At 69.3% G+C, this 12,143-nt stretch carries 11 protein-coding genes; 4 read left to right on the top strand and 7 right to left on the bottom strand.

Translation table 11 applies throughout. The features are described from left to right. Positions 1-3 precede the first annotated feature (3 nt). The 7 genes from MCHLDSM_RS34090 to MCHLDSM_RS34060 are packed head-to-tail and all read right to left on the bottom strand — an operon-like array spanning position 4 to position 8,984. Entirely contained in the window at positions 4-690 is a 687-nt protein-coding gene (locus MCHLDSM_RS34090) for an LpqN/LpqT family lipoprotein (RefSeq protein WP_048474052.1), read from the bottom strand. Positions 691-745: 55 nt separating this feature from the next. Beyond that, positions 746-1,906 carry a 3-ketosteroid-9-alpha-monooxygenase, oxygenase component gene (locus tag MCHLDSM_RS34085; protein WP_048474051.1) on the bottom strand — a complete coding sequence of 387 codons (1,161 nt, stop codon included), beginning with the start codon at positions 1,904-1,906 and terminating at the stop codon, positions 746-748. Beyond that, positions 1,903-3,483: an FAD-binding protein gene (locus MCHLDSM_RS34080; RefSeq protein WP_048474050.1), complete on the bottom strand. Its 1,581-nt coding sequence runs from the start codon at positions 3,481-3,483 to the stop codon at positions 1,903-1,905. The genes MCHLDSM_RS34085 and MCHLDSM_RS34080 overlap by 4 nt, the downstream gene beginning before the upstream one ends. Beyond that, entirely contained in the window at positions 3,476-5,116 is a 1,641-nt protein-coding gene (gene casI, locus MCHLDSM_RS34075) for a steroid-22-oyl-CoA synthetase (protein ID WP_218002887.1), read from the bottom strand. Before casI ends, MCHLDSM_RS34080 begins: the two co-directional genes overlap by 8 nt. Positions 5,117-5,145: 29 nt before the next feature. Next, positions 5,146-6,669, bottom strand: a complete 1,524-nt coding sequence (fadD17, locus tag MCHLDSM_RS34070) for a long-chain-fatty-acid--CoA ligase FadD17 (RefSeq protein ID WP_048474048.1) — start codon at positions 6,667-6,669, stop codon at positions 5,146-5,148. Between the two features lie 10 nt (positions 6,670-6,679). Next, on the bottom strand, positions 6,680-7,789 hold the full coding sequence (locus MCHLDSM_RS34065; RefSeq protein WP_048474047.1) for an acyl-CoA dehydrogenase family protein: 1,110 nt from the start codon (positions 7,787-7,789) through the stop codon (positions 6,680-6,682). A gap of 13 nt (positions 7,790-7,802) precedes the next feature. Further along, complete coding sequence (locus MCHLDSM_RS34060; RefSeq protein ID WP_048474046.1) at positions 7,803-8,984, bottom strand: acyl-CoA dehydrogenase family protein; 1,182 nt, start codon at positions 8,982-8,984, stop codon at positions 7,803-7,805. Between the two features lie 170 nt (positions 8,985-9,154). Between MCHLDSM_RS34060 and MCHLDSM_RS34055 the strand changes: the two genes are divergently transcribed. The 4 genes from MCHLDSM_RS34055 to MCHLDSM_RS34040 all read left to right on the top strand — a co-directional run bounded on the left by MCHLDSM_RS34055 (position 9,155) and on the right by MCHLDSM_RS34040 (position 12,132). Beyond that, positions 9,155-9,346 (top strand): ferredoxin, encoded by a 192-nt coding sequence (locus tag MCHLDSM_RS34055; protein WP_048418485.1) that lies wholly within the window; start codon positions 9,155-9,157, stop codon positions 9,344-9,346. Between the two features lie 13 nt (positions 9,347-9,359). Beyond that, a complete protein-coding gene (locus MCHLDSM_RS34050; RefSeq protein ID WP_174545724.1) occupies positions 9,360-10,268 on the top strand; it encodes a 3-oxoacyl-ACP reductase in 909 nt (302 codons plus the stop codon). Between the two features lie 260 nt (positions 10,269-10,528). Beyond that, positions 10,529-11,293, top strand: a complete 765-nt coding sequence (locus tag MCHLDSM_RS34045) for an MlaE family ABC transporter permease (RefSeq protein WP_048474044.1) — start codon at positions 10,529-10,531, stop codon at positions 11,291-11,293. Next, complete coding sequence (locus MCHLDSM_RS34040; protein ID WP_048474043.1) at positions 11,290-12,132, top strand: MlaE family ABC transporter permease; 843 nt, start codon at positions 11,290-11,292, stop codon at positions 12,130-12,132. The genes MCHLDSM_RS34045 and MCHLDSM_RS34040 overlap by 4 nt, the downstream gene beginning before the upstream one ends. Positions 12,133-12,143: the final 11 nt, after the last annotated feature.

Here is a 12,143-nt window from a genome sequence, read left to right as displayed (position 1 = left end):
GCCTCAGGGCAGGATGATGGCCTGCTGGGTGATGGTGGTCAAACCCGCCGCGGCGATGTCGAATTCGCTCTGCGCGGCGTCGGCGTTGAACTGCACCACATAGACGCCGTCGTCGGCGGGGATCACCACCGTCGTCTGCGCCACGACCTTGGTGACGCCGTCTCGCACCCACGTGCCGTCGAGCCGGTAGCTGGGGTAGTCGTCGCGACCGCCCGGACCCTGGTCCCCGATCGGCGCCCAGCCGGTGAGGGCGGCGAGCTCGCCGGGAGCCGCGTCGATCAGCGCCTGCGGATCGGCGGCGCCGGTCAGCTTCGACATCAGCACCACGATGTTCGGTGTGTAGTCCTCGGGCCGGGGTCCCCGGTAGACGACGGCGGAATAGGCCCACTCCGGGGTGAGGGAACCCGCGTCCTCCCAGCCGTCCATCCACGGCAGGTCGACGGTCGGGGCGCCGGCGTCCCCGCGGTGGATCACGGTCTCCTGCAGGCCGTTGGCCGTGATGTAGTCGCGAATCGTCTGCGCCTTCGGCGCGGGCGCGCTCGGCTGTGCGGTGGCCGCAGGCGGCGCGCTGGAGACGGGACCCGCCGGCGCCGACGCGGACGGATCCCCTCCGGTGGGCGAGCCGCAGGAGGACACGACGAGAGCGGCCGAGGCCACCGCGACGAACCGGACGACGGCGGCTCGGATCATGGCTGGAATCCTGCCGTTCCGACATCGGCCTTGTCCAGGGAACTGGCCTTTGCAACTACTTGTTTGCTGTGTCTGGCGGCGCGGCCGCTTTGTCCGCGGCGATGCGGGCCAGGTTGTGTTCCACCTCCTGTTGCCACAGATCGAAGGCGTGGGTGGTGTCGACCTCCTGCTCGAAGCGGTCGGTCATGTCGGGCGTGACGTCGGCGGCGTCGACGTAGAACTGCTGATACCAGCGCCGGTGCTGGTACACCGGGCCGTCCTCCTCGGTCAGCAACGGATTGTCGATGCGGGTCTTGTTCTTCCAGATCTCGACGTCCTGGAGGAAGCCTTCGCCGAACGTCCGGTTCATCGCCCCCGCGAGCTTGGCGGCCTTGTCGGCGGGCAGTCCGGGCATCTCGGCGACGGCCACGCCCCACTGCAGCACGAAGGAGTGGTGTGTCACCGGGTAGTGGCAGTTGATCAGCGCCACCTCGACGGTGAACCCGGGCGCCAGGTCGTTGTGCAGCCAATTGATCATGTAGGCGGGCCCGAAGTACGTGGCCTCCGACCTCAGATGCGTTCCTTCCCAGAGCTTCTCGGGATCTGCTGTGTAGTCGGGCCGCGGTTTGGACTCCATGTACTGGCTGGCGGTGTGCCCTTCGATCACGTTCTTGAAGTACGTCGGATACGCGTGGTGGATGTAGAAGAAGTGCGCCATGTCGACGTTGTTGTCGACGATCTCGCGGCAGTGCGCGCCCTCGATGAGGATCGAACTCCACTGCCAGGGCGACCATCGGCCCTCGTCGTACCCCTCGATCGTCGGCGGGGTGAGTTCGGCCGGCGGCGTGGAACCCTCGGGGTCGTGCCAGACCAGCAGCTGGCCGTTCACCTCGGTGGTGAGCCACGCCCTGGTCCGCGCCATCCGCGGGGTCCGCTTCGCGTACGGCACCAGTGAGCATCTGCCGTCGCCGCGCCACCGCCAGTCGTGGAACGGGCACGCGATGTCGTCGCCCTTGACGGTGCCCTGGCCGAGGTTGCCACCCATATGGCGGCAGTACCCGTCGAGGACCTTGAGCGCGCCGGTGGAATCGGCGAAGACCACCAGCATGGTGCCGAAAGCGTTAAAGCTGTGCGGCTTTCCTTCCCGAAACGTCTCGGCGAGCCCGAGGCAGTGCCAGCCGCGGGCGTAGCGTGTCATCGCGGTCCCGGTGTCGATCTCACGGATCTGCTCGGTCATGGACGGGTCCTTCCTGTCATGTCCAGCACGGCCAGGTGGCTGAACACCATGCTGGTGCCGATGGGGTTGCCGCCGCCGGGGTAGGCGGTGCCGCTGGGGGCGGCCATCGTGTTGCCCGCCGCGTAGAGACCCGGGATCACCGCACCCGCGGTGTCGAGGACCCGCGCCGCGGCGTCGGTGCGCAGGCCGCCCTTGGTGCCCAGATCGGACACGCCGAACGCGGCCGCGTGGAACGGCGGGCGATCGATCGGAACCAGCGGTGAGGCCCCTCCGGAGAACGCGCGGTCATAGGCTTCGGCGCCGCGGCCGAAGTCCTCGTCGGCGCCGCTGCGCGCGAACTCGTTGAAGCGGGCCACGGTGTCCTCCAGGTTCGACGCGGGCACGCCGATCGCCGCGGCCAGGCCGGCGAGAGTGTCTGCGGTGCGCCACAATCCGGCCGACACGTAGCGCTCGGTCTCGACCATCGACACGTTCGGCGCCTTCACCGGCGGCACCACCCCCTCACGATCGTCGTAGACCATCCAGTAGGGCAGCGTCACCGCACCGTCGGCCATCGCCGCCAGCACACCCCGGCCCAGCCGGTCGTAGGCCGCCGACTCGTTGACGAACCGCCGGCCGTCGTCGTCGACGAAGATGCCGCCGGTGAACCACAGGGCGAAGGCCGACGTGCCGTCGGGATGGGTGAGGCCGGGCGACCACCAGGCCTGGTCCATCAGATCGGTGTCGGCGCCTGCGGCGATCCCGGCCAGATGCGCCAGCCCGCGATTCGACGGCGGCCCCATCGTGTCGGTGGATCGGCCCGGCACGCCGTAGTGGGATCGCATCTGGTCGTTGTGCTCGAATCCGCCCGCGGCGAGCAGCACGCCGCGGCGGGTCCGGATGGCCCGGCTGCCCTCGTCGGTCGTCACCACCGCGCCCACCACCGCGCCGTCCTCGACGACGAGGCGGGTCAGCGCGGTGTTCAGCCGCACAGCGGCGTGCGGGTGGCGGCGCAGCGCGATGAGGAAGCGGGCGATCAGCGCACGGCCGCCGACGAAGTAGTCCTCGGGCTGCGGACGGCCGAGACGATCGGTGTCGAGCGGGCCGCGGATGAGCTCGACGAGATCGGGTGCGGCGGCCGTCCGCAGCGGCTTGGCCGCGATGTGCCGCATACCGTCGGTGCGTGCCTTCGGGGCGGACCCGAAGTAGTCGGGCCAGGGCAGCAGCGAGAACTTCAGTTGCTCATCGGTTTCGAGGTAGGCGATCAGCGGCGCACCGCCGCGCACGTAGGCCTCGCGCAGCGCGGCGGGTGTGCGGTCGCCGACGACGGCGTTGTAGTACTCCAGTGCGTCGTCGAGGGTGTCGTCGACGCCGGCGCGCTGCAGCACGGGGTTGCACGGGAACCACATGCCGCCGCCGCCGGAGTAGGCGGTGGTGCCGCCGAACCTGTCCGACGCCTCGACCAGCAGGACGTCGAGGCCCTCGCGCGCCGCGGTGTACGCGCCGGTGACCCCGCCCGCACCCGACCCGGCGACCAGCACGTCGGTCTCCTCGTCCCAGTCATGGTCTTCGCGCAAGCGCTCATCCGAGTCAGACATGCGATTCCCTTCCGTGCGCCGAGAATTCGTCGTCGAGCGCCTGCCGGTCGGCGGCGCTCATCAACCGATACTCCGGCCGCCCGCGACCGGTCCAGCGGTAGACCGCCTCCGCGGTGTGCCAGCGCTGTGCCTGCAGATCGCGTTTGAGGATCTTGTTCGATCCGGTGGCCGGCAGATTGGCCGACACCCGCAGCAACCGTGGAAACCCCTTGGCGCCGAGGTCTTCCTGCTCAGCGAGGAAGGTGCCGAAGCCGGCGGCGTCGAAGGTGCGCGGATCGGCGACCTCCACGGCGGCCATCACTTGGTCTCCTGACCGCGGGTCGGGCACCCCGTACACCGCGGCGGCGATGACGTCGGGATGGCGTCGGAGTACCCGTTCGACGGTCAATGCCGAGATGTTCTCGCCGTCGACGCGGATCCAGTCACCTCGCCGGCCCGCGAAGTACAGGAATCCTTCGGTGTCGACGTAGCCGAGGTCGCCGGTCCAGTACCAGCCGTTGCGGGTCCGCTCGGCGTCGGCGGCGTCGTTGCGGTAGTAGCCCTCGAAGTCTCGCGCCGCACGCCGGTCGACGATCTCGCCGATGGCCTCGTCCGCGTTGCGGACCCGTCCGGTGGTGTCGAGAGCGGCAGGGGGACAGGGCGTCCCGGTGCCGGGGTCGACGACCACCACGTCGGGGTGGGCGGGACGGCCCAGGGCGCCGGGCGGGGCGGCCGGGTCCGGCACGGCCACCGCCCCGCCCTCGCTGGAGCCGTATCCCTCGAACAACTCGGCGCCGAACCGGCGCCGGAACTCCTTCTGGTCCTCGGGGGAGGCCTCGGTGCCGAATCCGCGTTGCAGGGTGGTGTCGGCGTCGTCGGGGGCCTCGGGGGTGGCCATCAGGTAGGCCAGTGCCTTGCCGACATAGGTGAAGAACGTGGCGCCGAAGAACCGGACGTCGGGCAGGAAGCCGGACGCCGAGAACGTCGGGGTCAGGCACACCGTCGCACCGTTGGCCAGTGCGGGCGCCCAGAGCGCCATCAGCGCGTTGCCGTGGAACAGCGGCATGCAGCAGTAGTCGACGTCGCCGCGGTGGTGCCCGAACTTGTCGGTCGCGGCGTAGGCGATCCGGGCCAGCCTGCCCTGGGTGCAGCGAACGGCCTTCGACGTGCCGGTGGTGCCGGAGGTGAACAACAGCAGCAGCAGGGTGTCCGCATCGACACCCTCCGCGGCGCCTGCTCTTCCGCGCCACTCCTCGACGCGTCGCCGGTAGTCGTCCGTGTCGACCCGCAGGATCAGGTCGTCGGCGACGCCATGATCCAGACGGTCGAGGCGCTCGGAGCCGGCGGTGTCGGTGACGATCATCGCGCAGTCGGCATGCCGGATGTCGGCGGCCAGATCCGAGGCACCGCGGGTGGGGTTCAGGCCGACGACGGTCGCGCCCGCGAGCGCGGCGCCGCCCAGCCAGAACACGAAGTCCGGCACGTTGTCGAGCAGGACGCCGATGTGAAACGGTGCGTCGTCGGATCTTCGGTGATGCAGTGAGGTCGCCAGCGTCGCGCGGGCGGCCGATTCGGCCACCACCTCGTCCCAGGACCACTGCCGCTCCCGGGTGCGCAGACCGGGATGCCGGTCGCCGCGACGGTCGAGCAGCATCGTGGCGACGTCGGTGCGCCGGGATGCGGTCACGGCCGGACGATCTCGTGCACGGGATCATCGCAGTCGGTGGCCTCGGCCGACAGCCGGCGCTTGACCACCTTGAACGTCTCGGTGCGGGGCAGCGCAGTGGCGACACGCACGAACGACGGCCACTGCTTGGGTCCGAGATCGTCCTGCTGACCAAGGAATTCGATGAACGCCGACGGATCGAAGCCCGCCGGATCGGGCAGGACCAGCGCTGCCATCACCCGGTCCCCGACAGCCTCGTCGGGAATCGGGTAGACGACGGCCTCGGTGAGGTCGGGGTAGCGCATGAGGATGCGCTCGATGGGCGCGGTCCCGAGGTTCTCGCCGTCGACCCGCATCCAATCACCGAGGCGGCCGGCGAAGTAGGCGAAACCGTTCTCGTCCCGATAGGCCAGGTCACCGCTGTGGTAGACCCCGCCCCGCATGCGGTCGGCCTCGGCGTCGGGATCCCGGTAGTAGCCGCGGAACTGGCCTGGCCCTTCGGTGTTGACCAGTTCGCCGATCACCCCGGGCGGACACTCCTCGCCGGTGTCGACGTCCAGGATCGTCACGCCGCCGACGAGCGGACCGAGCGCACCCTCGGGTGTGTCGGGCGTGCGCGCGATCGACACCCCGCCCTCGCTCGATCCGAAGCCGTCGACCACCTCGACGGCGAACCGGTGCGCGAAGCGCGTCAGATCCCGCGGCGCGCCCTCGTTGCCGTAGGCGACGCGCAGCGGGTTGTCGGTGTCGTCGGGGCGCTCGGGTGTGGCGAGGATGTAGGACAGCGGCTTGCCGACGTAGTTGGCGTAGGTGGCCCCGACGCGGCGGATGTCGGGGAAGAACTGCGAGGCGGAGAATTTGCGTCGCAGCGCGATCGAGGCGCCCGCGGCCACCGCGGGTGCCCACCCGGCCATGATCGCGTTGGAATGGAACAGCGGCATGGACAGGTAGCAGGTGTCCGAGGCGCCGAGGCCGAACCGCTGGGCCAGCATCTGCCCGGGGACGGCGACCTTCTCGTGGGTGCAGCGCACCGCCTTGGGATCCCCGCTGGTGCCCGAGGTGAAGATCAGCATGAACAGGTCGTCGGGGTCGGCGCGGCGGAACTCGACGTCGGCATCGGCGTGCGCGGCCAGTTCCTCGGCGAAGGAACAGGATTCGACGTCGATCGCCGCGATTCCGTCCACCGCGCTGGCGCGGTCGGCCAGGACCAGCTGGCAGTCCGCGTGGTCGATGTCGCGTTGTAATGCCGCCCCGCGCCGGGTGGGGTTCAGCCCGACCGGCACGACGCCCGAGAGCGCCGCGGCCACCAGCACCGCGGAGAAGAACGGCGTGTTGCCCGCCAGCACCCCGACATGGGGTGGCCGTGTCGGATCCAGGCGCGCGCGCAGCGCCGCCGCCAGCGCGGCGGCCTGCCGAATGTGGCTGCGCCAGTCCACGAACGACGGCTCCCCGGCGCCATCGATACCGTAGACGCCTCGGTCCTCGACGTCAGTCAGCGGCGCGACCAGGGCGGACACGGTCGGTGCGACGGGTGTGCCCACCGCGGCCGACTCAGGCCGGGGTGTCGGCCAGCTCGCGGCCGATGCGGAGCAGTTGCCCCGTCGCCCCGCCGAGCGCGAACTCGGTCTGCTTGGCAGCGAGGAAGTAGCGGTGCACCGGATGGTCGGTGTCGATGCCGACACCGCCGTGCACGTGCACCGTGGTGTGCGCCACCCGGTGGCCCGCCTCGGCCGCCCAGAACGCCGCACTGGCGACGTCGACGTCGGCCGGCAGATCTTCGGAGAGCCGCCACGCCGCCTGCGTGAGGGTCAGCCGCAGCCCCTTGATGTCGATGTAGCCGTCGGCCAGCCGCGAGGACACCGCCTGGAAACTGCCGATCGGCCGGTCGAACTGCTCACGCTCGCGCGCGTAGACCGCGGTGAGCTCGAGCGCCCGCTCCAACACGCCCAGCTGGTAGGCGCTGCGGCCCAGCGCGGCGCGGGTGACCAGCCAGTCCCGCACCTCGGCCCCGCCGACCCGGCGCTTGGCGGCCACCTCGACACCGTGCAGCTCCAGCGCGCCGACGCTGCCGTGTCCTGTGGTGTCCAGCGCCGTCACCGTGACACCGGGGTCCGTCGCGGCGACGACGAAAACGCCGGTACCCGAATCGGTTTCGGCCGGCACCAGGAAGGCGTCGGCGTGCGGCCCGTAGGCGACCAGGGTGCGCGTCCCGGTGAGCGTGAAGCCCGACCCGGTGGCCTGCGCACGGACCGGACCCTCACCCATCTCGCCGTCGAGCGCGATCGTGAGGATCTTCTCGCCCCCGATCGCCGGTGCCGCCCACTCCTGCTGCAGCGCCTCGGAGCCGAACGTGGCGAGCGCACCCGCGCCGAGCACCACCGATTCGAGGTAGGGCACCGCGGCCAGTTGACGGCCCAGCGCCACCAGTACCGCGACCTCCTCCAGCACCCCGAAACCGCCACCGCCCAACGACTCCGGCGACGTGGTGGACAGGATGTCGGCGTCGATCAGCTTGCTCCAGAGATCACGGTCGAACCGCCCGCCCGCGTCGGGGCCGAGGCCGTCGAGTGCGCGCTGATGCTCGGGCGTGCAGATCGACTCGGTGATGGTGCGCACCAGGCCGCCGAGATCCTCGCTGGCCTCTGTGGTCGTGAAGTCCATCCGGGACGTCTCCTTACCGGTTCACTCGGGGCAGGCCGAGCGCGACCATGCCGATGATGTCGCGCTGGATCTCGTTCGTGCCGCCGCCGAAGGTCAGGATCAAGCAGGAGCGGTGCATACGCTCGATGCGGCCGCGCAGCAGCGCACCCGGCGAGTTCGTGCGCAGCGTGGCGGCGGTGCCCAGCACCTCCATCAGCAGGCGGTAGGCCTCGGTCGCCAACTCGGTGCCGTAGACCTTGGCCGCCGACGCGTCGGCCGGTGACGGGGCCGCGTTCTCCGTCGAGGCGAGCTCCCAGTTGATGAGCTTGAGCACCTCGGCCTTGGCGTGCACCCGGGCGAGGTTGAGCTGCGCCCACTCCGAATCGATGAGCCGGTTGCCGTGCACGTCCTTGGTGTTCTGCGCCCACTCGCGAACGGCGTTGAGCGCCAGGAAGATGGGCTGTGCCGAGACCAGGGCCACCCGCTCGTGGTTGAGCTGGTTGGTGACCAGCTTCCAGCCGGCGTTCTCCTCGCCGACGAGGCTGGTCACCGGCACCCGGACGTCCTGGTAGTAGGTCGCGCTCGTGTCGACACCGGCCATGGTGTGCACCGGCGTCCACGAGAAACCCTCCGCCGTCGTCGGCACGATCAGCATTGAGATGCCGCGGTGCTTCTTGGCGTCCGGGTTGGTCCGCGCCGCCAGCCACACGTAGTCGGCGTAGGCGATCAGCGACGTCCACATCTTCTGGCCGTTGATCACGTAGTCGTCGCCGTCGCGCACCGCGGTGGTACGCAGCGAGGCGAGGTCGGTGCCGGCACCCGGCTCGGAGTACCCGATCGAGAAGTGCAGTTCCCCGGCGGCGATCTTGGGCAGGAAGAACGCCTTCTGCTCGTCGCTGCCGAAGTGCATGATCGTCGGCGCGACGCTGTTGATCGTCAGGAACGGCACCGGGACGTTGGCGATCGCCGCCTCGTCGTTGAAGATCAGCCCGTCCATCGGGGGACGCGCCTGCCCGCCGTACTCCTTCGGCCAGGACAGCGTCAGCCAGCCGTCCTTGCCCATCTGGGCGACGGTCTCGCGGTAGACGTTTCCGCGCCCCATCTCACCGTCGTTGCTCGCCAGCGCTTCGGCGCGCTCGGGCGTCATGAGCTTCGAGAAGTAGGCGCGCAGTTCGCGACGCAACTCCTCTTGTTCGGGGGTGTAGCCGATCCGCATCGCGCGTCCTCACTAGTCTGCGAGCCTGTATCCCGGTGCCATCCCGGATGCCCATGTGAACACCTCAGGTCTTCCCCGGTTGTAACACGTTCTAGTCTTGGGGTCCAGGGTGGTGCCACACTGGGTGCTCCGCGCAGCGCCCGTCAGCGAAGGACCGTCAGGAGGTTGTCATGCGAGTGGAAGTGGATCGTGACCGTTGTGAAGGCAACGCCGTCTGCGTCGGAATAGCCCCCGACCTGTTCGAGCTCGACGACGAGGACTACGCGGTGGTGAAGGCCGACCCCGTTCCCGCCGACGAGGAGGCGGTGGCCGAGCAGGCCGTCGCCGAGTGCCCGCGCGCCGCCCTGATCCGACACGACTAGAGGTATTCATAAGTTGACCGACATCGATCTGTCCGGCCGCGTCGCGGTCGTCACCGGCGCCGCCGCCGGCCTGGGCCGTGCCGAAGCCATCGGACTCGCCCGGGCCGGCGCCACCGTCGTCGTCAATGACATCGCCCCGGCACTCGACCGCTCCGACGTTCTCGACGAGATCGCCGGTGCGGGCTCGAAGGGCGTCGCCGTTGCCGGCGACATCAGTGAGCGCTCGACCGCCGACGAGCTCGTCGAGACCGCCGAGGGACTCGGCGGCCTGGGCATCGTCGTCAACAACGCCGGCATCACCCGGGATCGCATCCTGTTCAACATGACCGACGAGGAGTGGGATGCGGTCATCGCCGTGCATCTGCGCGGCCATTTCCTGCTGACCCGCAACGCGGCCACCTATTGGCGGTCCAAGGCCAAGGCCGGCGATGGCCAGGTGTACGGGCGGATCATCAACACGTCGTCGGAGGCGGGTCTGTCCGGCCCGATCGGGCAGCCCAACTACGGTGCGGCCAAGGCCGGGATCACGGCGTTGACGCTGTCGGCGGCCCGCGCGCTCGGCCGCTTCGGCGTGCGCGCCAACGCGATCGCCCCGCGCGCCCGCACCGCCATGACCGCGGGCGTGTTCGGCGACGCGCCCGAACTCGACGACGGCGCGGTGGACCCGCTGTCGCCCGAGCACGTGGTCAACCTGGTCCGATTCCTGGCCTCGCCTGCGGCCGAAGCCGTCAACGGACAGCTGTTCATCGTCTATGGTCCGACGGTGACGCTTCTCGCGGCGCCGACGGCAGAGAAACAGTTCAGTGCAGACGGCGACGAATGGGATCCGTCAGCGCTTTCAGCGACCTTGCAGAATTACTTTGCTGATCGCGATCCGGAGAAGAGTTTCTCGGCGGCGATGGGGCTCGGGGACAGAGACTGACAGTCTTGGTTGTCAGGGCTGTACACCGACTAGAACGTGTTCTAGAATGACGTGGATCACACTGGCTCTGAGCTGGGCAGACATAACAACTTGGGCCTATTTGCCGGACTTTGACACGGCGAACGTGTTCTAGTTAGTATGATCCGGCTCACGAAGAGCATCGTTGAGCACAAGGGTGGGATTCCGTCGCGGACGGCTTCGTTACATGAGTTCGCCAACGCGCACGTCGTCGGTGCCCTGGACCGAGATCGGAGCAGAGGTTGATCGAACAGCTTGCGGCGCCCGCGCGGGCCGTGGGCGGGTTCGTCGAGATGTCCTTGGACACCTTCGTCAAGACCTTCCGCCGCCCGTTCCAGTTTCGTGAGTTCCTCGACCAGACCTGGATGATCGCCCGCGTGTCGCTGGTGCCGACACTGCTGGTGGCGATCCCGTTCACGGTGCTGGTGGCGTTCACGCTCAACATCCTGCTGCGCGAGATCGGCGCGGCCGACCTGTCGGGGGCCGGCACGGCGTTCGGCACCATCACCCAGCTCGGCCCGGTGGTGACGGTGCTGGTGGTCGCCGGGGCGGGGGCCACGGCCATCTGTGCCGACCTCGGTGCGCGCACCATCCGCGAGGAGATCGACGCGATGCGGGTGCTGGGCATCGACCCCATCCAGCGTTTGGTCGTGCCTCGCGTGCTGGCGTCGACGTTCGTGGCGCTGCTGCTCAACGGTCTGGTCTGCCTGATCGGCCTGTCCGGCGGCTACGTCTTCTCGGTCTTCCTGCAGGGGGTCAATCCGGGCGCCTTCATCAACGGGCTGACCGTGCTGACCGGTCTGGGGGAGTTGGTCCTCGCCGAGATCAAGGCGCTGCTGTTCGGTGTGGTCGCCGGGCTGGTGGGCTGCTACCGCGGGCTCACGGTCAAAGGCGGCCCCAAAGGGGTCGGCAACGCGGTCAACGAGACCGTGGTCTACGCGTTCATCTGCCTGTTCGTGATCAACGTGATCATGACGGCTGTCGGGGTGCGGGTGCTGGCACGGTGAGTTACGACGTCACGCTGCGGCTGCGGCGCGCTTTCCGCGGGGTGCCGCGCATGGTGGACACCGTGGGTGAGCAGGCGCTGTTCTACGGCGAATCGGTGCGCTACATCCCCAACGCGGTCACCCGCTACCGGCGCGAGACCGTGCGGCTGATCGCCGAGATGACGATGGGCACCGGCGCGCTCGTGATGATCGGCGGGACGGTCGGTGTCGCGGCGTTCATGACGCTGGCCTCCGGCGGCGTCATCGCCGTGCAGGGCTACTCGTCGCTGGGCAACATCGGCATCGAGGCCCTCACCGGGTTCCTCTCGGCCTTCCTCAACGTGCGCATCGTCGCCCCGGTGATCGCCGGCATCGCGCTCGCGGCGACGATCGGCGCCGGCGCCACCGCCCAACTGGGCGCCATGCGGGTCGCCGAGGAGATCGACGCCGTCGAATCGATGGCCGTGCACTCGGTCTCGTATCTCGTCTCCACCCGGCTGATCGCCGGGCTGATCGCGATCGTCCCGCTCTACGCGCTGTCGGTGCTCGCGGCGTTCTTCGCCGCCCGGTTCACCACCGTCTACATCAACGGCCAGTCCGCGGGCCTCTACGACCACTACTTCAACACGTTCCTGGTGCCCAGCGATCTGCTGTGGTCGTTCCTGCAGGCCATCGTCATGTCGATCGCGGTGATGCTCGTGCACACCTATTACGGCTACAACGCCTCCGGCGGCCCGGTCGGCGTGGGCATCGCCGTGGGTCAGGCCGTGCGCACCTCGCTGATCGTCGTCGTGACGATCGTGCTGTTCATCTCCCTGGCCGTCTACGGCGCCTCGGGCAACTTCAACCTCTCCGGATAAGACAGGACATC

This window comes from Mycolicibacterium chlorophenolicum (assembly GCF_001044235.1).
GTDB classification, from domain to species: Bacteria; Actinomycetota; Actinomycetes; order Mycobacteriales; family Mycobacteriaceae; genus Mycobacterium; species Mycobacterium chlorophenolicum.
The sequence above is the reverse complement of the archived record's forward strand: the minus strand, read 5'-3'. Positions and strand labels throughout refer to the sequence as shown.

Excerpts from the sequence above, each read along its gene's own strand:
- MCHLDSM_RS34090 (WP_048474052.1), bottom strand. The coding sequence starts at position 690 with ATGATCCGAGCCGCCGTCGTCCGGTTCGTCGCGGTGGCCTCGGCCGCT.
- MCHLDSM_RS34085 (WP_048474051.1), bottom strand. The coding sequence starts at position 1,906 with ATGACCGAGCAGATCCGTGAGATCGACACCGGGACCGCGATGACACGC.
- MCHLDSM_RS34080 (WP_048474050.1), bottom strand. The coding sequence starts at position 3,483 with ATGTCTGACTCGGATGAGCGCTTGCGCGAAGACCATGACTGGGACGAG.
- casI (WP_218002887.1), bottom strand. The coding sequence starts at position 5,116 with ATGCTGCTCGACCGTCGCGGCGACCGGCATCCCGGTCTGCGCACCCGG.
- MCHLDSM_RS34065 (WP_048474047.1), bottom strand. The coding sequence starts at position 7,789 with ATGGACTTCACGACCACAGAGGCCAGCGAGGATCTCGGCGGCCTGGTG.
- MCHLDSM_RS34060 (WP_048474046.1), bottom strand. The coding sequence starts at position 8,984 with ATGCGGATCGGCTACACCCCCGAACAAGAGGAGTTGCGTCGCGAACTG.
- MCHLDSM_RS34055 (WP_048418485.1), top strand. The coding sequence starts at position 9,155 with ATGCGAGTGGAAGTGGATCGTGACCGTTGTGAAGGCAACGCCGTCTGC.